The organism is Brevibacterium sp. Mu109 (assembly GCF_900169375.1).
In the GTDB taxonomy this organism is placed as follows: Bacteria; Actinomycetota; Actinomycetes; order Actinomycetales; family Brevibacteriaceae; genus Brevibacterium; species Brevibacterium yomogidense_A.
Window position 1 is genome coordinate 1 of the sequence record NZ_FXZF01000005.1, and the last position, 18352, is coordinate 18352.

The following is an 18352-nucleotide window of genomic DNA, read 5'->3' on the forward strand; positions in this document are numbered from 1 at the left end:
GGGCGAAGAGGACCTCGCTCGAGGCCCAGTAGCCTCGACCAGGCAACCTCTCCCAGGCCCTGGCGCCGAACTCCCTGACCACCAGCCCGCACCGATCCACCTATCGGCACCAAGATGGATACCCCTTTACTCGAATATCGACCGTGGGCTGCAGAGCGCACCGTTCCCACCGAACGATTCATAGAGGACGGTGCCCGGCTTCACCGGTGCAGCAGCAGAGCGAGCGATGTCTGCCAGCTTCTTGGCCCGTGCCGCCTTCTTCGGGTCAGACGGACTGGACGTCTGTGGGACGGCCTTTCGTGGAGTGGGCGCTGGACGCCTGCGAGCCGCAGCCTTGCCTCGTGCACGTCGCAGTCGATCTGCGAGCGGCGCAGGGAGCCCCGCCATGAGGGCCTTCTTGATTAACATCTCGGAAGCTTTCCTCCTCGCGGCGTGAACCCTTGTACCGGGGACAGCCTGCAATGCGTTGTATTCGGAGAGGTGGGTCAGACGACCGGCGGGCGTCCGTGCACGGCCATGGCGAGCAGACCGCGTCCAGACAGTTTGCGATGCTCTTCGTCGTCAGCCCACGGAGCGTCTCTCCACCCATCGCGCCACCCGCTGAACCATGTTCGCAGCTGGTCCGGCCGATTCGCCCAGCGCAGACACTGCACGGCGGTCCACGAACCCACGTACGCCCAGCTGATCGGGAAGGGCAGATTGCGTCGGGCCAGCCAGACCCTGTTCCGTGCATTCATGTAGTAGTACTCATCGTGGCGTTTGGGGTCGATCACCGGATGCGCGACGGACAGGTCGCCCATGTACCAGACCTGGTAGCCCGCATCCCAGACGCGCCATGCGAGCTCGATGCCTTCGTGTGCGTACCAGAACGGTGCCGGCCATCCGCCGCTCTCGTCGAAGGCACGTCGTTGAAGTCCGACAGCACCCTCCCACACGGAGAACACGTTCGACGAGTACTCTGCCGAACCCTTCCTGAGGCGCGGGATCCATCGCGTCGGGGCGTCCTCCCGCGATGGGTCGACGACTCGTGGCTGGACGAGGCCGATCTTTGGCTGTGTGCGCATCAGCTGCGCCATCCGCATGAGCGTCGTGTCATCAGGAAGCCAGGCATCGTCATCGAGGAAGAAGAGGAACTCTCCTGTCACGTGTGGGACGCCTTCGTTACGACCGGCGGGAATCCCGACATTCTCCGGCAGCGCCAGCGAACGCACTCCGTCCGGGAGCCCGGTGGGTTCCCACCCATTGCCCACGCACAGGATGTCGAGGTCGACTCCGCGCTGAGCCAACAACGAATCCAGTCCGCGTCGGAGGTCGTCAGGACGCTTCCCCTGCGTCAGCACCACGACTCCATACCCGTAGCGACGGCGTGTGGCCGGGCTGAACAGAGGTGCGCCGGAGAGAGGCGCTGGCCCAGATGAAGGGCCCTCATCCGCAGACCCCGGGGCAGTCTGCTGACGGGACCGCGACGTGGCAGGCGCGCCGGGCGTAGTAGGCGGAGCGAGCTCGAAGGTCTGCGCACCGTCCGGAGCCTGGCCGACATCCAGGACGTGGGCATCGCGGCGCAGGTGCGCGCTCCGGTCCCACGCCTCGGGATAGTCCGGCAGATCGAACGGGCCGTCGTTCTGCGGACCCTGATGCGCTCGCGCTGGATCGGCCGTCAGAAGCCGTCGATTACGACGAGGGTCTGTCATGAGAGCCTCCTGGATGCCACGATCGCGATGAAATGCCCCACGACGGACACTGCGCACAGAACTGCAAGTGCCACGACGAGCACGCGATCCGCGGTGAGTCCGATAGCGGGAACGAGACCGACGATGCCTGCAACGACGGCCAGCAGGGACATCTCGACGGAATGGTAGATGCGATGGAACGGAACGAAGCGCACGATCCGCTTGAGTGTCGCGACGAGTCCTCGGGGGATGTCGGTCGCAGCTGCGGTGTCGGGCAGCCTGCCGAGTCCGTTGAAAGCGCGCGACACATGAACCATGTCGTTGAGTGCCTTGTTCAGGAGTACGAACCACCCCAGGGCGAGGCCGGCCACGATGAAGGGATACGCCTGCCCCGGGTCCGTCCGCACCAGCGAAAGATCACCGACTGCACGGAACCCGAGCGCGACCGCGACCGCGCCTTCCGTGGTGTAGTGCCCTACCTTGTCGAGGAACACTCCCTTCGCTGAGCTGGTGCCGCGCCACCTGGCCACCTCGCCATCGCAGCAGTCGAAGTAGAGCTGCAGCTGCGAGAAGAACAACGCGAGCAGCGCTCCCCAGATTCCGGGTATCAGCAATGCACCCGCGATGGCCCACCCGGAGAGGATCATCAGTGCGGTGACGCCGTTCGCAGTGATGGGGGTGCGCACCAGTGCCGCTGTGAGATAGATCGAGATGTGTCGGAGGTAGAGCTCAGCGGTCCAGTGCTCGGCGTTCTTGCGTGCCCGAACCTCGGGTGGCTGCGCGATCGCACGAAGCTGGTCGAGAGTCGGCGAGCCGGGACGCGATTCGTCGCCCATCAGGTCTCCCGCCTCTCGGTGCGCGGATAAGGGTTCGGTGGAGGTCATCGTCGTGGATTCTAGCTCTGTTCCATGGACTTTCGCTCAATGTTCATCTTGGTCGTTCGATTATCGGCAGAGCCGTCTAGTGAAGAGCGAGTCGACGACACGTTCAGCGGCATGCCCGTCCTCGTGCGGCGCGAACCATTCGAGGAAAGCCTCCCGCGCTGCGAGATCGACGGCTTCCTCACGTCGGAGAGCGCTGGCGAGCTCACCGAGCTCCGTCGCCACCGGTCCCGGCAGGTCGTCCGGATAGTCGAGGTAGAAGCCGCGTAGCTGGTCTCGGTATTCCTCGAGGTCATACGGGAAGAAGGCGATGGGACGGCCGAGTGGCGCATAGTCGAAGAACAGTGACGAGTAGTCAGTGATCAGCGCGTCGCTTGCGACGAACAGCTCATTGAGGTCCGAATGGTCCGTCACGTCGATGATGCGGTCTTCGAACCCCTCAGCTACAGCCAGCCGATTCTTGATAACGACGTGGAGGCGCACCAGGAGGACCGTGTCCTCACCGAGCGCTTCCGCCATCTCTTCGATGCTGAACGGTGGCTGGAACCAGAATCGCCCTCTGCCCGCCGACAGATTGTCCCGGAAGGTGGGTGCGTACAGGACCGCCCTCTTCCCCTCCGGGATTCCGAGACGGTTGCGGACACGCGCACGCACACCTTCTGCATCGTCCGAGTGAAGTGAGTCATTGCGCGGGTAGCCGAGCTCCAGCACCTCCGCGTCGTGACGGAAGGCGGAGGCGAATGCCTCTGTGGCGAACGGACTGGGCGAGAGCACGTGTGACCACTGAGCGATCGCGTTCGTGACACGCGCCTTGTACCCTTCGTCGCGTCCGTGGACGGTCTCCAGATCGTGAAACATGCGTTTCAGCGGTGTGCCATGCCACGTCTGCAGGTACACCCCATCCGGTCTGCGCGTGATGTAGTGAGGAAGATTCTGGTTGCTCACCCAGTACTTAGCGCGGGCGAGGTACCAGAAGTACTCAGGGGAGAGCTTCTTCACCACCCGAGTGCGGGAGTCAGCCACATGCGGCTTCCTGTTGTACACCCATACCTTCGTCCGGGTATCACCACGTCGCAGCAGCTCGTCGTAGATCGCCTTGGGACTGTCGTTCATCTGGCGGCCCAGCCCCGCCTCGAACACGATCAGATCTTCCGATGCGGGCAACCGCTTGAAGACGCTGTACAGGCGACGCATCACCGGCAGGTACTGCCTACGACGGCGAGCGACCCGGGACGCCGACTGCAGGAGCTCCCCGTACTTCTCCTTCATCGAGTTCTTGCGATGGTGAGCCCGCTCGGCGATGTCGAAGATCCGCTCAGAGTTCTGAGAGTCCCGGTGGGCGATGAGCTGGTCGGCCTGCGAAGCATAATCGGCAGAGATCGTCCCGCCGCGCTGAAGCGCTTCGTCGATCCGCGAGACGAGTGGGTCGAGGGCAGCGACACGGGGGCCGGGAAGCTCCGAGTCGAGATCGATGTGGGCGCCGTCTCGAAGGAACCGTCCTGCGTCGAACTGGTAGTACACGACGGACTTGCCGAGGAAGCTGAAGTCCGCACCCACGCTGGAATAGTCCGTGACCAGCACCGCGCTCTGCTTGAGCATCCGCTGCACAGACTCCTCGCCCTGCTCTACGGTCCGGACATGGGGCGCCGAGAAGTGCTCGGCGAACATCCGCATGTTGGGGTGCAGGTGGAAAACGGCTTCCGCTCCATGGTCCGTGAGGACCTGTTGGAAGCGATCGGAATGGAGCAGATCCGTCCACCGGTGGAAGTACTCGGAGTCCAGGAATGCGGCCTCGTTCTGCAGCCATTCGCGCCACGTGGGCATGATGAGTACCTGCCCCGGCCGTGCTGCTTCCCGTCCGTCGAACAGCGTGTCGAAACGGGCGAGGCCCGTGACTGCGACCTCTTCCGGCCGGTATCCGAGGTCGTCGACGATGATCTGCTTCTCACGCTCAGAGCTCACCAGGAACAGGTCCGTGTCGAACCCTTCCACGGATCGCCCGTAGAGCGGATCCACACGTCGGATGGCGATCACACCGTGCTGCAGGAAGACCTTCACAGGGTCGACCATGCGGTTGAACGTGCGCGAACGACTGGGGAAGAGGTACTCGGGATGGTGGGTGCCGAGCACCCGCTCGGCACGGAACATCAGCTCGAGATGCTCCATGGAGCGGTAGTCCACCACATGGTCCAACCCGGACAGGTTCTCGCGGTCAGGTGCAGCCCGATCGATCACGTAGTACGCGTCGATCTCCCGATGGTGCGTGCGCATGTAGCGGAAGAATGCGAGCCCATTGTCTTGGGCCTTGAAGCTCTGCTCGCCGATCAGCCAGACCGGAGCGGGGACGGATCCGCCGCCGTCTGAGCTCGTCTCGGTCACAGTGCCGACCGGTCTCGGCCCCGCCAGCATCGCGCGCAGGACCTCTGGCGCGTAGTACTCGACCCGAATCGAAAGCTTCTTGGCTTTGAAGGTGTAGTACGGGCTCACGAGCACCGCGAGGCCGTCCCGCTCCGCAGTGGCCTCGTTGGCCTGCCGCCGTACGAGGTACCGTGAACGTCCCACACGAGCGCGGTGCTCGTCATCGGACTGCATGGAGCGGCTGACTACACGCACGTCGAAGAGGTCATCGCGAGCGGTGACTGTACTCGCAAGGTCATCGCCGAGGAAGTCTTCGTGCAGGAGGTCTGCGAGCGGGAACGTCCCTTGCAGGTCGTACCGATGATGGCCCCGATGTGACTCAGCGAACCCGGGAGTCGCCTCGAACAGGAGAGGAATGGACAGCACTGCCCCGGTATCGCGTCCTTCGAGCAGCAGTACGGCGTCTTCGAGCTCTCCGTGGCGTGTGTACATACGTCCACGGAAGACGAAGTCACCCTCCGAGATGCGAGCCTCATCGATGTGCACACGACCGTAGGCGTTCGGCAGGTACCCGGCTGCGATGACGAGGTTCCCGAAACGGGTGGGGTAGATCAGCGCACTGCGCTCGGAGGACAGGGGCACGGGCACCGCACCTGTGACGATCGTGCGGTCGAATCGTCCGAGCGCGATGAGGCCGCGCGCTCCGCGCTGCGGAGCCTGAGCTATCTCTTCGGCTTCCGGAACGTCGTCGATGGCCTGCCGCTTCTCCCCCAGGCGCCATGCAGGAGCAGTCACCTCGACGAACAAGTTGAACCGCTCGCCGTTCTCCGGCGAGTCGAGTGCCGCATCGTCATCAGTCCGCGCGTGATCTGCCGCGGCGCGCAACCACCCGGCGGTCTCTGTGTCGGAGAGGGACAACAGCGCCTCGAAGGCACGCGTTCCCGGCACGACGCCGCCACCAGCCGGCGCGAACACCGCCAGCTCGTGCAGGTCGCCGCGACTGGAACGCGCCCACAGCCGCCGCGCCACCGCGTCAGCAGCGACCTCCAGCCGGATGAATACATGGGCGCCCTCCTGCCGATATTCCAGCCTCGCTCGCAACGGCACGTTCTCACTGCGACGGGCACCTTCGCCACGCGGCGAGAGCACTCCGTGAAGGTTATGTCCGAGTGTGTTGAGCAGGTTCATGGCGAAGAAGTTCCTTAGCGGGTGAATAGCAGAAGATGACACAGATCAGAACCGCGTCACCAGGGATGCGACCCAAAGCGCTGTGCGCCTTCAGCCGGGCGCCATCAATCAGCTGGTGCCGAGGTCGCTCTTGATCTGCGTGGTGGAGATCTCCGGGGTGCGCGGCAGATAGACGACGTCGACCTTGTCCTTGAGGAAGTCGAACTCTCCCGTCCAGTCGTCGCCCATGACGAACGTGTCGATGTGGTACTTGTCGACGTCCGTGAGCTTCTGCTCCCACGACTCCTCTGGGATCACAAGGTCGACATAACGAATCGCTTCGAGCATGTTCCGGCGGTCATCGTAGGAGAAGTACGACTTCTTCCCCTTGCCGTCGTTGAACTCGTCCGTCGATAGCGCGACGACAAGGTAGTCGCCCTGTGCCTTGCACCGCTGCAATAGGCGGATGTGTCCGTAGTGCAGCAGATCGAACGTGCCGTATGTGATCACTCGGCGCATGATTCTCTCCTTGAATGTCTGATGTGACGTGCGTTGTGGTTCATCCGAGACGACCTGTTGGAACAAGTTCGAAGCTGGAAGGCACCGGGAACCGGTCCTCGAGGAACTCGCCCACCAGAGCATCGATCGTCTCCTCCGACTGTGGTGGGATCGTGGTCTCGTTGAGACAGACGACGTCCAGGTCAGTGCGCCGTGCGGCGCGGCTGAGACGAAGTGCGAGATCATGACTGGCCAGATCGATGAACTGATACCCGATCCGGCCCTCGACGGACAGCCCCTGCATCGCTGCATCGAAGTGATGCAGGGAGGACGGGATGGAGACGTCGTGCGGCGAACGGAACGGTGACGATGCCACCTCCGCGAAGAGCTCTGGGCACTCGGCTTCCATCGTCTCCAGTACCCGCCGAAGCTGCGCGTGAGGCGTGTGCTTGAACCGCTGGGTCACCGTTCGCTGATACCGCTGGATGAGGTGTTCTCTGCCGCGTTTGGCGGCGGACATGACAGGGAGGTCCCGAACACTCTGTCCACCGATGTCCAAGGGCACAGTGGATGGGAAGTGCTTGGCGAGCCCGCTCCCAGTGAAGAAGAGCTCCGGATCCGTCGGACGGAGGAAGAGCACGTCATCATTGAGGTACAGATATCGATCGCTCAGACCGGGGATATGGTGCAGCTGCGATTCGATCGCGTGGGAGTTGAAGACGGGAAGCACACGGGGATCCGAGAAGATTTCGCGGTGGTCCACGACTGTGACCCGTGGGTTCGACGTATCGAGCCATGACGGGGCCTGCCCATCAGTGACGATGTAGACATGCCTGGCCCAGGAGGCGTAGTACTCCAGCGACCGCAGCGAATAGCGGAGCTCATCGCGCGACGTGAAGCGTGATTCCGCGGTCGAGCTCACCTCTGCACCGTCGTCGGCCCGTTCGTCCCGCGCCGCGACCATGCGCTGACGCCACCGAGGGTCGTCACCGTCCACCCACGTGTAGACGATGTCCACAGGTTCGTTCAGTGCATCGAGATGCGGAGCGGGCAGACCGAGCACGGAGTCATCGGACACGCAGGCGCTCCACACCTTCGGTTCGATGTACTCGAGCAAGAGGCTGCCGTCATTCTGACGGCGCCGCAGCGTGCCTGGCAGATGCACCGAACCGTCGGCTCGAGGCACCCCCGCGCCGAGCTCCTCCCAGAACTCGATCGTGACGGCCTCCGCCGGAGTAGTGAGGTCCCGGCCGTTCGCTGCGATCCACCGCCGACGGCACTCGACTGCGGCCAGCGCCTGCGGCCTTCCCCTTGCGCGGCGAGCGCTCACGACGTGCCCCCGGGCATCTGCGCATCGGATCGTCCAGCGCTGTCGGCTCGAGAGCAATCCGGCGACCGCCGCAAGAGCCGCCGCAGACTGGCTATCGCACACCACAAGAGTGGGGCCGAAATGACTGAGTCGGGGCAACTCGACGTACTGCACGGAAGCGTTCGTCAGTGCATCGCGCACGGCGCGGAGGGACAGATCCTGCATTCGGCGTGCGTCGTACCCGGGGAACTCATCGATCTCCTTCCGCACCGCGGGAGCCGGTGTGCGGCGTTGCCACGAGAGCTCTCCGTGGCGCAATCGGGAGAGCCAGAGCTTGCGCTCCGGGGTCAGCTTGCTGGCTACGATGGAGCGCACGGCTGAAGGGGAAAGCCGCACGGTACGAAACTCCTCACGACACTCGGTGGGCAATGGATGCCGTTAGGGCATGGACAGTATCCTAAACCGCCGAGTTCAACGATCGTTCGCAGAACGTTCACCACCCGGCCCCTTCAGCGCAGCAACTCCTTCCGCTCTCGGACTATATCCGTCACTGCGGTCACGAACCGCCGCACCTGCGCCCCCTGGCCCACCTCACCGAGGTAGTACTGGGCAGCGGCTTCGACTTCTCCGGAGATACCACCTTGACCAGCAGAAACAAGGTTTGCGAGCGATTCGACGGCCCCACCGGCGGCCTCGGCCTCATACGACGGCACACGGTCGAACAGCCCACCGCTCAACATTTCCGCTCGGCTGTCTGTGGGAAGGATGAGAGCCAGCGGCTTCGTGGTCGAGAGCCAGTCGAACGCGACAGAAGACATCTCTGCGAGACAAGCGTCTGCCGCATCGAATTGCCAGCTGACGGAATCAGTCTCGTCGACGAAACCCCCGACGGCTCTCACGTGCTCGCGCAATTCGCGGTCCGCCTCACGGAACCGGCGATCGACGTACCCGGTACGAGGGTGAGGACGATAGATGATTCGCACGCCCGCAGCGTGTGCGGCTTCCACGATGCGCATGCCAGATGTCGGGAGGGTCCCGTAGGCCATGGAGGCTGAATCACCCTCCCACGTGGGCGCCCACAGCAGGACCGGGCCGCCCGAGATGTGCCGTCTCTCTGAAGAACGCAGAAAATCCTTCCACTGCTGCGGCGTGCTGCGCGGCTGGTCCAACTGCGGTCGCCCCACGTCGCGAGTGCGTTCAGGGCCGAAGCCTATGAGCTGCGACGTCAGGCGGTCGCGGGCCGCATGACCTGCCGTCAGCACCTCGTCGTAGGCCTTGAGCTGGTTGGTGACCATGGACGCCTTCTCGCTTTCGCCGTGCGAGAGATGGACATGCGCGGGGCGCGGATGACGAAGAGCGTGGAAGTTCATCGGCGATTGATTCACATAGAGCACGCACAGAGTGGAGTCAGCGCCCAGTGCGGCATCAAGATGGTCGATACTTCGCCCGTACCTCACGGGAGTCGTCGTGAGCTCCGTGACGCGCTCCGCGGTCCGCGCACCACGGCACAGGATTCCCACCGACGTTCGCTTCGCCAGCTGTTCCAGGGGCCACAGCCACTGCTCGAGCTGGTACGTTGACGCCGAATCGCCGGCGAAATGCACTACTACGGTGAACCGGTCTGCCGAGCGGGGAGCGAGTACTCGCGCGACCCTGGGGCCTGCAAGCCGGTTCGAGCAGAGGTCCGCGAGCCTCCGCACGACAGGGCCGAACCGTCCAGCGGCGGCGGCGACCCGGGGAGCGATGATACGACGCAGACCAGACATGCCTAGTAGCGTGCCACATCCGCCGACCACTAACAGGTCATCTCCCGCCGATGCCGAATCCGCAGAATGTATGCATCCGCACCTCTGGGGTCGCTAGTCTGATGAGAGCACCGACGTTCCCTCGCGCCTCGCGCATCAACTCCAAGGAGCCGCCATGAAGCTTCTCGTCACCGGTGGTGCCGGATACATCGGCTCGGTGGTCACGTCCCAGCTGCTCGACGCAGGCCATGAGGTCACCGTCCTCGACGATCTCTCCACTGGGCATCGGGGGTCGGTCCCCGAGGGGGCGCACTTCGTACATGCGCGTATTCACGACAGCCACGCGCACCTGATCGGCCGAAAGTACGAAGGCGTACTTCACTTCGCCGCGAAGTCACTCGTGAGTGAATCAGTCGCCGCACCTGAGTTGTACTGGGAGAACAACGTCGCAGGCACGTTCCTCCTCCTCGAGGCCATGCGCGCGGCGGGAATCCCCAGGATCATCTTCTCTTCCACGGCCGCCACATACGGCGAACCTCAGGACTCACCCATCACCGAACAGACTCCTGCAAACCCGGTGAATGCCTACGGCGCATCCAAGCTTGCCGTCGATCACATGCTGAGCTCGTACAGCCGTGCACACGGTCTGGCAGCGACATCGCTCCGCTATTTCAACGTGGGAGGAGCACGCGGACGATTCGGAGAGAAGCACTCGCCGGAAACCCACCTCATCCCGAACCTACTGAGTGTCGCTGCCGGACTCACGGATTCGTGCAAGATCTTCGGCTCCGACTATGCGACCCCGGACGGTACCGCGCTTCGGGACTACCTCCACGTGACGGATCTTGGGCGGGCCCACCTCCTCGCACTCGACGCATCACAGGCGGGGATCCATCGCGTGATCAATCTGGGCACCGGCAACGGATACACCGTTCGACAGGTCCTCGACGCGTGCCGCGGAGTGACCGGCCATCCTATTCCTGCGACTGAGGAGCCTAGACGACCAGGTGATCCCACGTCGCTCGTCGCGTCCAATCACCGTGCTCAAGAAATCCTCGGGTGGCGACCTGAGCTGACCCTCGAGCAGACGGTCGCCGATGCGTGGAGTTTCATGCAGGGAGTCGAGGACGAGATCTGACATTAGTTCGGTAGCAGGTCGGCCTCCCGGGCTAGGCTGAAAACGCTCACCCCACACCAGCGCGGCACCAGCATCAGAAAGGCGGCTCCCATGGAATATCGCTACCTCGGCAATTCCGGCTTCAAGATCTCCGAGATCACCTACGGCAACTGGCTCACCCACGGCTCACAGGTCGAGAACGACATCGCCACGCAGTGCGTGCACGCCGCGCTGGAGGTCGGCGTCACGACCTTCGACACCGCTGATGTCTACGCAAACACGAAGGCGGAGCAGGTCCTGGGCGATGCGCTGCAGGGCCAGCGTCGCGAGTCGCTGGAGATCTTCACGAAGGTCTACAACCCGACGGGCCCCAAGGGACCGAACGACAGCGGTCTGTCACGCAAGCACATCATGGAGTCGATCAACGGCTCTCTGCGCAGGCTCGGCACCGACTACGTCGATCTCTACCAGGCACATCGCTTCGACTACGAGACACCGCTCGAGGAGACGATGCAGGCATTCGCCGACATCGTCCGTCAAGGCAAGGCCCTCTACATCGGCGTCTCTGAATGGCGGGCAGACCAGATTCGCGCGGCCCATGCGCTGTCGAAGGAGATGGGCTTCCAGCTCATCTCGAACCAGCCGCAGTACAACATGCTGTGGCGCGTCATCGAGGCCGAGGTCATCCCGACTTCTCAGGAACTGGGGGTCTCCCAGATCGTCTGGTCTCCTATCGCGCAGGGCGTGCTCACCGGCAAGTACAAGAAGGGCCAGCCGCTTCCGGCAGGTTCCCGCGCGACGGACGAGGCAGGCGGCGCCCGCGCGGTCCAGCGGTACCTCTCCGAGGACTACCTTGACGCCGTCGCACAGCTGGAGCCCATCGCCAACGACATGGGACTGACCATGGCGCAGCTGGCCATCGCCTGGGTCCTGTCGAATGACAATGTGGCATCCGCACTCGTGGGTGCGTCGAGGCCTGAGCAGATCGAGTCGAACGTCCAGGCCGCTGGCGTGAAGCTCGACTCTGATGTGCTGAAGCGCATCGACGAGGCCATCGGCCACCTGGCAGAGCGCGATCCTGCAAAGACCGTCTCACCAGAAACCCGCCCCAGCTGACCGCTCTGCCCTACGCCCCTTCCGCTCTCCACCCGCCGCATCACTCACGACAACGAGGCGCCTTGAGAAGTCGAGCACGCACCCTTCCCGACGTTCCGATTCACCATCTGCTCTGGACCATTCCGGAATCTTTCGGTGGAATGACCACGGTGGCTCTGCGGCGCGCTTCGATCTTCGCGGACACGAGTCGACGGCGGATGGACATTCTGACCCTCGCCCCTGACTTCTCACCACGCACCAGACAGCGCGAGCTATACCGCGAAGGGAGCATCAGTCGCAGAGTCCGCGTGCGGAATCTCTGGTCCGAACTCAGGCGAGCCGGTAACAAGACTCTTGTGAGGCTGGGGCAGAGCACTCGCATAGCCGACCACTCGGACCATTCACGCACACCCACACGCGGAAGCGAGGACTACGAACTCACGAACGACGCTGGGGAGGTGATACAGATTGCCCGGTTCCGCGCGGACGGGAGCCTCCTCCTGACCGACCGACAGGACGTCAAGACCCCCGGCTCGCGCGGAGGCAGACGGTTGACTCTGTACGCTCGCAGCGGCGTCCCGGTCGGACAGTGGCCGACTGCCACAGCGTTCTACCAGAAATGGCTCAAGATGATCGTCGGAAAGAAGGAATCGATCATCGTCAGCGATTCTGCATTCGTCGGCGGTCTGATGCATTCGTTCTCAAGTCCGCACGCATCATTCGTGCAAGCGCTCCATTCGCATCACCGCAATGACACGAGGCACACAACCGGGCACCTGGTCGAGAGAAACTTCCCGGTTCTCTCGAACGCTGACAGGTTCGACCGCCTGGCGATACTGACCGAGCGGCAGCGCGACGACCTCATCCGAGACAACATCGGGTCAGACAATCTCGTAGCGATTCCCAATCCGTTCCATGGCGAAGCCATCAGATCGATCAAGCCGAGGAGCCGCGAGCGCGGAGTCACTATTGCGCGGCTCTCCGGAATCAAACGTTTGGACCACGCCGTCCAAGCCCTCGCTGCGATCACGCACCCCACGCCTCCGACACTCGACATATACGGGGAAGGGGACGATCGAGGCCGAATTGAGAACCGCATCGCACAGCTCGGGCTCAATGATTCCGTGCGGCTGCACGGCCACGATTCAAGAGCTCGCGACCAGTTCGCGAAATCCTCGTTCAGTCTTCTCACCAGCCGTTCCGAGGGGCAGTCACTGATGCTTGTGGAGAGCATGGCGAGCGGGTGCATCCCGATTGCATATGACATCGACTACGGCCCCTCAGACATCATCACAGACGGAGTCGACGGCTTCTTGGTCACCGCGGGTGATCCACGCGCGCTTGCAGAAGCACTCAGCCGCTTTCTCATAATGGATGAAGAAGACGTGGTCGCCATGCGGGCGGCCGCGGTCGAAACATCCAAGAGGTTTTCGGCGGAGGCCGTCACAGCACGATGGGGACAAGTCTTCCACGAGCTCACGGGTGCTCCCACGACTCCCAGCAGAGGAGTGAGCGCGAGCGTTTCCGCCCAGCTTGTCGCAGCAGAGGTCACTGACGAGAACCTCGAGTTGTCCATTCGTCTGGAGACCGGGGAGGCGGAGACAGCCTCCTGGGCGAAGCTCACGTGGATCGGCAGGGGAAAGGACGGGTACTTGCGTGTCGCGATGCGCCCGTCTGAGAGCGACCGCGGCCTGCTCTTCACGGGCGCTGTGCCGGTCGACCAGCTGATCCTGGGCCCCTCGGGATTCCTGGATCTATTCGTGGACGCCCGAATCGACGGAACACGGGCACGAAAGCGAGTCGCGGTCGGGCCCGACGTCGCCCCGGTCTCTATCGGCGCCGTCGAACTGTATGCGACGGCCCATGGAAACGCCAGTATCCGCCGTCCCGCCGACCCCGCCGCCAGCCCCGCGTGAACGGCATGGCCGCAAGCAGCACACCGACAGTCCGTACCTGATTCGTAGTATCACCTGCGAGCTGCCACCCCCGGCAGCTGTCCGCGTATACGGCATCACCCGACTCTGCTGAACGGATCGCCCGGACGGCGACGGCGTCCTCCTGGGCGACACATCCTTTCGCGACGCTCGCTGGCGGGGCGGCACGCCCGTCAGCCCAATCGTCTCAGCAGTCTCCGAAACGGGGATTCAAGAAGAACTGAACCTCCAGAAGGTGGGTCAGGTCGGCTCTCCGTCGATCCTCGACCTCCTGACGATCTGCGGGCACGAGAGCGAAAACTTCATCGCTGTGACCTTGGCGAAGCGCTCAGCCGTCGCCGCAGGAGATCACTGCTTACCTCGTCACAATGAATGTCTCCCCGATGTTCGGCACGCTCAAATAGACCCTGCCGCGAGCCGGTTCCGACGACACTCTCCGCTACCGTCTGCGGAACACTCGCGCAGCAAAGACCGGGTGGGCGAAGACCGGCACACTCATCGAACGACGCGAGGTCTGAGGTCGGTTTCTGAGACGTCCGCTCCAGGACTCGCTGGCGGGCTTCTGCCGAGGCCGGAAACGGTCGGTCGCGTTCTCCCACGTGAACGGACGCGCAGATAACCGTATGGGGTCTCGCGCCAGGCGTCCGCAGGCAGTGGGTCGCGGCGGTCAGCCCCTGCTGGAATTCCGCCATTTCTCGACTCTGTCTCGCGCTCGCAGCGGCAGCGCGACCTTTCGCGCACCTGCGCCTACTGTGAGGGATATGAACGACATCGTGGTCACCGTCAGGGGCTGGTGACGTGCGAAGGGCCGAAGGCCATAGCCGCGGCGGCTCCGGTGCCGGACCGTCGCGCATGAAGCTTGGCAGGACCGGAGCCTTCTGGACCGCAGCCATTGTTCTGGCCCTGGTCCTCTGGTCCAGTGGTGCGCCCAGCGTGCTCTATCCGATCTACGCGCAGCAGTGGGAGCTCAGTCCGGTGGTCGTCACCACCGTGTTCGCGACGTACCAGCTCGCGCTGCTCGTCGTCCTGCCAGTCTTCGGCAGCCTGTCAGATCAGTTCGGACGCCGTCTCGTGATGACCTGGGGCGTGACGCTGCTGGCGGCCTCCGCGATCGTCTTCGCCTTCGCCCCGCATGTCAGCTTCCTCTTCCTGGGGCGTGCGCTCCAGGGCGCCGGCTCCGGCCTCGCGATGAGCGCCGCCACGGCCTCTCTCGTCGAGAACAACACCACCGGGAACCCCCGGTTCGCCAGCTCGCTGGCAACGATCGCGACTGCCGTAGGACTCACCTTCGCACTCGTCCTCAGCGGAGTATTCGCGCAGTTCCTTCCCATGCCGCTGTTCTGGAGCTACATCGTCCTCCTGGCGCTGACCGTCGGGGCAGTGATCGCACTCGTGCTGACTCGTGACGACCGCCCCGCCTACACGCGGCCGTGGCGGCCCCAGGCTCTGCGCCTCGCTCCGGGGCTGCGCCTGAGCTTCTCGATCGCCACGCTGTCCGTATCGCTCGCATACTGCGTCGGAGCCATCTTCCTCTCACTCGGTGCACAGATGATCGAGCAGTTCACCCAGACGTCCGACACCGCTGTGGTCGGGCTGCTTCTCGGATGCTCGTCCGCAGCCATCGGCGTCACAGCGCTACTTCTTTCACGCGTGACCCCGCACGTCGCGGTCTGGACCGGAACGTTCCTGACCGTCGCCAGCCTTGCTCTCATGGCTTCGGCCGCCGCATTCGGATCGATCACGCTGTTCCTGTGCTGGTGCGTGATGGGAGGCGTCGCCTACTCGTTCGCGTTCACCGGCGGCCTGGGGGTGATCAACCACACTGCCCCGGTGCACAGTCGCGGTGCAGCGCTCTCACTGCTGTACCTCGTTGCCTACGCGCTCCAAGCCGCCACCGTCATCGGCATCGGCGCATTCGCCACCGCGGGGACGCTCCGCACCGCTGTGGGCGCCGCGGCGATAGTGCTCACTGGGCTCTGCATCGCGCTGCTGGTGCTCACCACCGTCGATGCACGACGAGCATCCCCACCGGTGAGTATTCACGCCTGATGGGGAGGTTGAGCCGCAAGGTAACCGAGCACCGTCCTGCGCAGCTGCACGAGCGGGTCCGGCATTGCACCGCCATCCAAACCACCCAGATACATCGCACCGACCAGTGTGGAAAGCCACTGCGCACCCGCACGCGGGTCGAGACCTGCATCCGCCTCACCTGCCTCAAGCGCCCGAGTGAGCAGCTCCTCGATCCCGGCCTGCTCCTCATCGTCGACTTCCTCGAGGATCGTCCGCACCTCCTCGTCACGCTGCGCCTGCATCATCGCCTCGAGGACGAGCTGTGACACCAGCGGATGAGCAGTCGCTGGCGCGGCGAGGTGTTCGACGAACGCCAGCAGCGCCTCGAGCGGGCTCTCTCGTCGTCGCAACTCCCGGAGCACCTCACCCGTCTCACCCCTGTCCGCGGTGAGTACCGCGATGAACAGCGGCTTCTTGCCGGCGAAGTAGTGATACAGGCGGCCGGGGCTCATTCCGACCGCGTCGCAGATCATGACGGTCGTCGTGCGCTCGAAGCCGTGCTCGGCGAAGAGCAGCGCCGCCGCATCCATGATCTGCCGTCGATTGGCCGCGTGCTTGACCGGGTCGACAGTCCTCGCCACAACGCCCTCCTACAATTCACAGACTGACCGCTCGGTTATACACTGGAGTCTCGCACACGAGCCGGAGGTCCTCCACCTCAGCACCGCATATCGGACTCGTCTGATCCCGAATCCATTCAGCGCCCCAGGAGCCCCGCGATGAGCGCACCATCCACCACGATCACCCTCGACCGCCGCCTCACACCCGTCTTCATAGGAGTGGGAGCGGCTGCCGGTCTCGCCCTGGCTTTCATCGCCGAACCCGTCACCGCCTGGCTGCTCGACCGCGTGGACTCCGCTCCGGTCTTCCTGCGCATCGTCGACGAGGTCCCGCTCGTCGTGGCACTCCCGGCGCTGACCGTGATCGGCGCGCTCGCAGGCTGGTTCGTGTTCGCGATCTGGGAGGGTGAAGTCGGCACAGTGACCCTCGATGCGGACGGCGTGCTCATCACGAAGGAGAAGTCATCGGCTCGTTTCATGACCGACGAGATCGCGGAGGCCTTCCTCGACGGCGACGAGCTGGTACTCGTCGATAACGCCACCCGGGAACTCTCCCGCACCACATCGGACAACGGGTTGGAACCGCGCCTTCGCACGGCCTTCGAAGCCCACGGCATCACGTGGCGCGGCAAGGAGGACCCCCGCGGTGCCGCGTTCCAGCCGTGGGTCGATCGCGGTGCGGAGCTCGACGCAGAAGACCACGCGCTGCTGCGCGCCCGTCAGCGAGCACTGACCGACAAACGCGCAGGAGAGGCCGCCACCCTGCGTGATCAGCTGCGCGATCGCGACATCGTCGTCCGCGACCGGGACAAGGCTCAGCAGATCCGACGCATCACCGGCTGAGAACCGGCGGGCCCCGCTCTCACCCCTCCGTGAACCTCGCAGCGATGAACTGGGCGCCCTCCGTCAACGTGAAGTTCGCCTCATCCAACAGCCTGCCGAAGTGCAGGTAGGAGTGCAGCACGCCCGGCACCTCCCGCACATCAGGGGTATGCCCTGCTCGCCGCAGCATCTGCGCGAACGCCGCTGTATCGTCCGCCAGCGGATCGAGTTCCGCAGACCGCATGAACACTGGTGGCAACCCGCTCAGATCCGAGTGCAGCGTCTGCACGTACGGGCTGTCAGCATCGGCCGGGTCTGCGTACAGCGCCTCCTGGAAGCCGGACAGGTCGTCCATCTTCATGCCGTCCCACCAGCCGCCCCACAACCGGCGTGCAGCGGAGTCCTTCAGCCCGAAGCCGCCGTAGATCAGCACCAGGGCCTGCAGCCGCGCGAACACGTCGGGAGCTTCATCCCGCAGCAGCAGTGCGGCCCCGATCGACAGACCCGACCCCGCGGAATCACCCGCGAAGGCCAGTCGGCTGCCGTCCAGCCCCAGCTCCTCGCCGTGCTCTGCCACATGAGCGGTCACCCCGGCGCATTCGCGCAGTGCCTGGGGAAACTTCACTTCAGGCGACAGCGAGTAGTCCACTGCGACGACCGCCGCCCCACTGTGATGGGAGAGCATCCGGTGGATGCGGTCGTGCGTGTCCAGGTCTCCCAGCGTGAAGCCGCCGCCGTGGAAGAACAGGATCGCAGGGACGCGGCCGGACTCGTCCGCGCTGCCGGCGGCGTCCACGGTCGCCGGCAGGTGGATCCGCACTGGCACATCCACCCCTGCAGCGTGGATCTGCAGCTCCCGTGTCGATGCCATCGTCGGCCCGCCCTCGTTCCAGAAGGCGCGCTCCGCGCGATACTCCGCCCGAGCGGCCTCGGTCGGGTCCTCCGGCAGGGTCACCTCCGCCCGCCTCCGGGCCTCGTCCTCGAACTGGTGCTCCAGGACGTCCCGCATCTGCGGAGTGAGCCGCTCCAGCAGATATGCAGGCAGGTCCTCGAGGCGCGACTGCGCCGGCGTCGAATCGTCGTTCACAGAATCTCCTTCCACAGAATCTCCTTTCACAGAGTCGTG

Annotated in this window: 13 protein-coding genes; 5 read left to right on the plus strand and 8 right to left on the minus strand. The window is 64.3% G+C overall.

Going from position 1 to position 18352, the window contains the following annotated elements; all coding sequences use genetic code 11:
- Window positions 1–485 precede the first annotated feature (485 nt).
- From BSP109_RS04120 to BSP109_RS04145, 6 genes are all read right to left on the minus strand, one after another.
- Window positions 486–1343, minus strand: coding sequence for a glycosyltransferase (locus tag BSP109_RS04120; protein ID WP_308297903.1), 858 nt, complete (start codon window positions 1341–1343; stop codon window positions 486–488).
- A 344-nt stretch (window positions 1344–1687) separates the two neighbouring features.
- Complete coding sequence (locus BSP109_RS04125) at window positions 1688–2506, minus strand: CDP-alcohol phosphatidyltransferase family protein (RefSeq protein WP_101599465.1); 819 nt, start codon at window positions 2504–2506, stop codon at window positions 1688–1690.
- A 108-nt stretch (window positions 2507–2614) separates the two neighbouring features.
- A complete protein-coding gene (locus BSP109_RS04130) occupies window positions 2615–6058 on the minus strand; it encodes a CDP-glycerol glycerophosphotransferase family protein (protein ID WP_180959606.1) in 3444 nt (1147 codons plus the stop codon).
- Window positions 6059–6205: 147 nt separating this feature from the next.
- Window positions 6206–6595, minus strand: coding sequence for a glycerol-3-phosphate cytidylyltransferase (gene tagD / locus BSP109_RS04135; protein ID WP_101599467.1), 390 nt, complete (start codon window positions 6593–6595; stop codon window positions 6206–6208).
- Window positions 6596–6635: 40 nt separating this feature from the next.
- The gene (locus tag BSP109_RS04140; protein ID WP_101599468.1) at window positions 6636–8258 is read right to left on the minus strand and encodes a stealth family protein; all 1623 of its coding nucleotides are present in this window, start codon (window positions 8256–8258) and stop codon (window positions 6636–6638) included.
- A gap of 134 nt (window positions 8259–8392) precedes the next feature.
- The gene (locus tag BSP109_RS04145; RefSeq protein WP_180959607.1) at window positions 8393–9277 is read right to left on the minus strand and encodes a CDP-glycerol glycerophosphotransferase family protein; all 885 of its coding nucleotides are present in this window, start codon (window positions 9275–9277) and stop codon (window positions 8393–8395) included.
- Window positions 9278–9803: 526 nt separating this feature from the next.
- On the opposite strand from BSP109_RS04145, the gene galE reads away from it, so the two are divergent.
- From galE to BSP109_RS04165, 4 genes are all read left to right on the plus strand, one after another.
- A complete protein-coding gene (gene galE, locus BSP109_RS04150; protein WP_101599470.1) occupies window positions 9804–10766 on the plus strand; it encodes a UDP-glucose 4-epimerase GalE in 963 nt (320 codons plus the stop codon).
- 90 nt (window positions 10767–10856) lie between these two features.
- Entirely contained in the window at window positions 10857–11861 is a 1005-nt protein-coding gene (locus tag BSP109_RS04155) for an aldo/keto reductase family protein (RefSeq protein WP_101599471.1), read from the plus strand.
- A 197-nt stretch (window positions 11862–12058) separates the two neighbouring features.
- Window positions 12059–13756: a glycosyltransferase gene (locus BSP109_RS04160; RefSeq protein ID WP_180959608.1), complete on the plus strand. Its 1698-nt coding sequence runs from the start codon at window positions 12059–12061 to the stop codon at window positions 13754–13756.
- Between the two features lie 870 nt (window positions 13757–14626).
- Window positions 14627–15823, plus strand: coding sequence for an MFS transporter (locus BSP109_RS04165; protein ID WP_101599473.1), 1197 nt, complete (start codon window positions 14627–14629; stop codon window positions 15821–15823).
- On the opposite strand, the gene BSP109_RS04170 is transcribed toward BSP109_RS04165, so the two are convergent.
- Window positions 15814–16425, minus strand: a complete 612-nt coding sequence (locus BSP109_RS04170) for a TetR/AcrR family transcriptional regulator (protein WP_101599474.1) — start codon at window positions 16423–16425, stop codon at window positions 15814–15816. The two genes, BSP109_RS04165 and BSP109_RS04170, sit on opposite strands and share 10 nt — an antisense overlap.
- A 138-nt stretch (window positions 16426–16563) precedes the next feature.
- Here BSP109_RS04170 and BSP109_RS04175 point away from each other — a divergent pair, with 138 nt between their 5' ends.
- Window positions 16564–17247 carry a hypothetical protein gene (locus tag BSP109_RS04175; RefSeq protein ID WP_101599475.1) on the plus strand — a complete coding sequence of 228 codons (684 nt, stop codon included), beginning with the start codon at window positions 16564–16566 and terminating at the stop codon, window positions 17245–17247.
- Window positions 17248–17266: 19 nt separating this feature from the next.
- Here BSP109_RS04175 and BSP109_RS04180 read toward each other — a convergent pair whose 3' ends face one another.
- The gene (locus tag BSP109_RS04180; RefSeq protein WP_257944548.1) at window positions 17267–18313 is read right to left on the minus strand and encodes an alpha/beta hydrolase fold domain-containing protein; all 1047 of its coding nucleotides are present in this window, start codon (window positions 18311–18313) and stop codon (window positions 17267–17269) included.
- Window positions 18314–18352 lie beyond the last annotated feature (39 nt).

Excerpts from the sequence above, each read along its gene's own strand:
- BSP109_RS04125 (WP_101599465.1), bottom strand. The coding sequence starts at position 2,506 with ATGGGCGACGAATCGCGTCCCGGCTCGCCGACTCTCGACCAGCTTCGT.
- tagD (WP_101599467.1), bottom strand. The coding sequence starts at position 6,595 with ATGCGCCGAGTGATCACATACGGCACGTTCGATCTGCTGCACTACGGA.
- galE (WP_101599470.1), top strand. The coding sequence starts at position 9,804 with ATGAAGCTTCTCGTCACCGGTGGTGCCGGATACATCGGCTCGGTGGTC.
- BSP109_RS04155 (WP_101599471.1), top strand. The coding sequence starts at position 10,857 with ATGGAATATCGCTACCTCGGCAATTCCGGCTTCAAGATCTCCGAGATC.
- BSP109_RS04160 (WP_180959608.1), top strand. The coding sequence starts at position 12,059 with ATGGACATTCTGACCCTCGCCCCTGACTTCTCACCACGCACCAGACAG.
- BSP109_RS04165 (WP_101599473.1), top strand. The coding sequence starts at position 14,627 with ATGAAGCTTGGCAGGACCGGAGCCTTCTGGACCGCAGCCATTGTTCTG.
- BSP109_RS04175 (WP_101599475.1), top strand. The coding sequence starts at position 16,564 with ATGAGCGCACCATCCACCACGATCACCCTCGACCGCCGCCTCACACCC.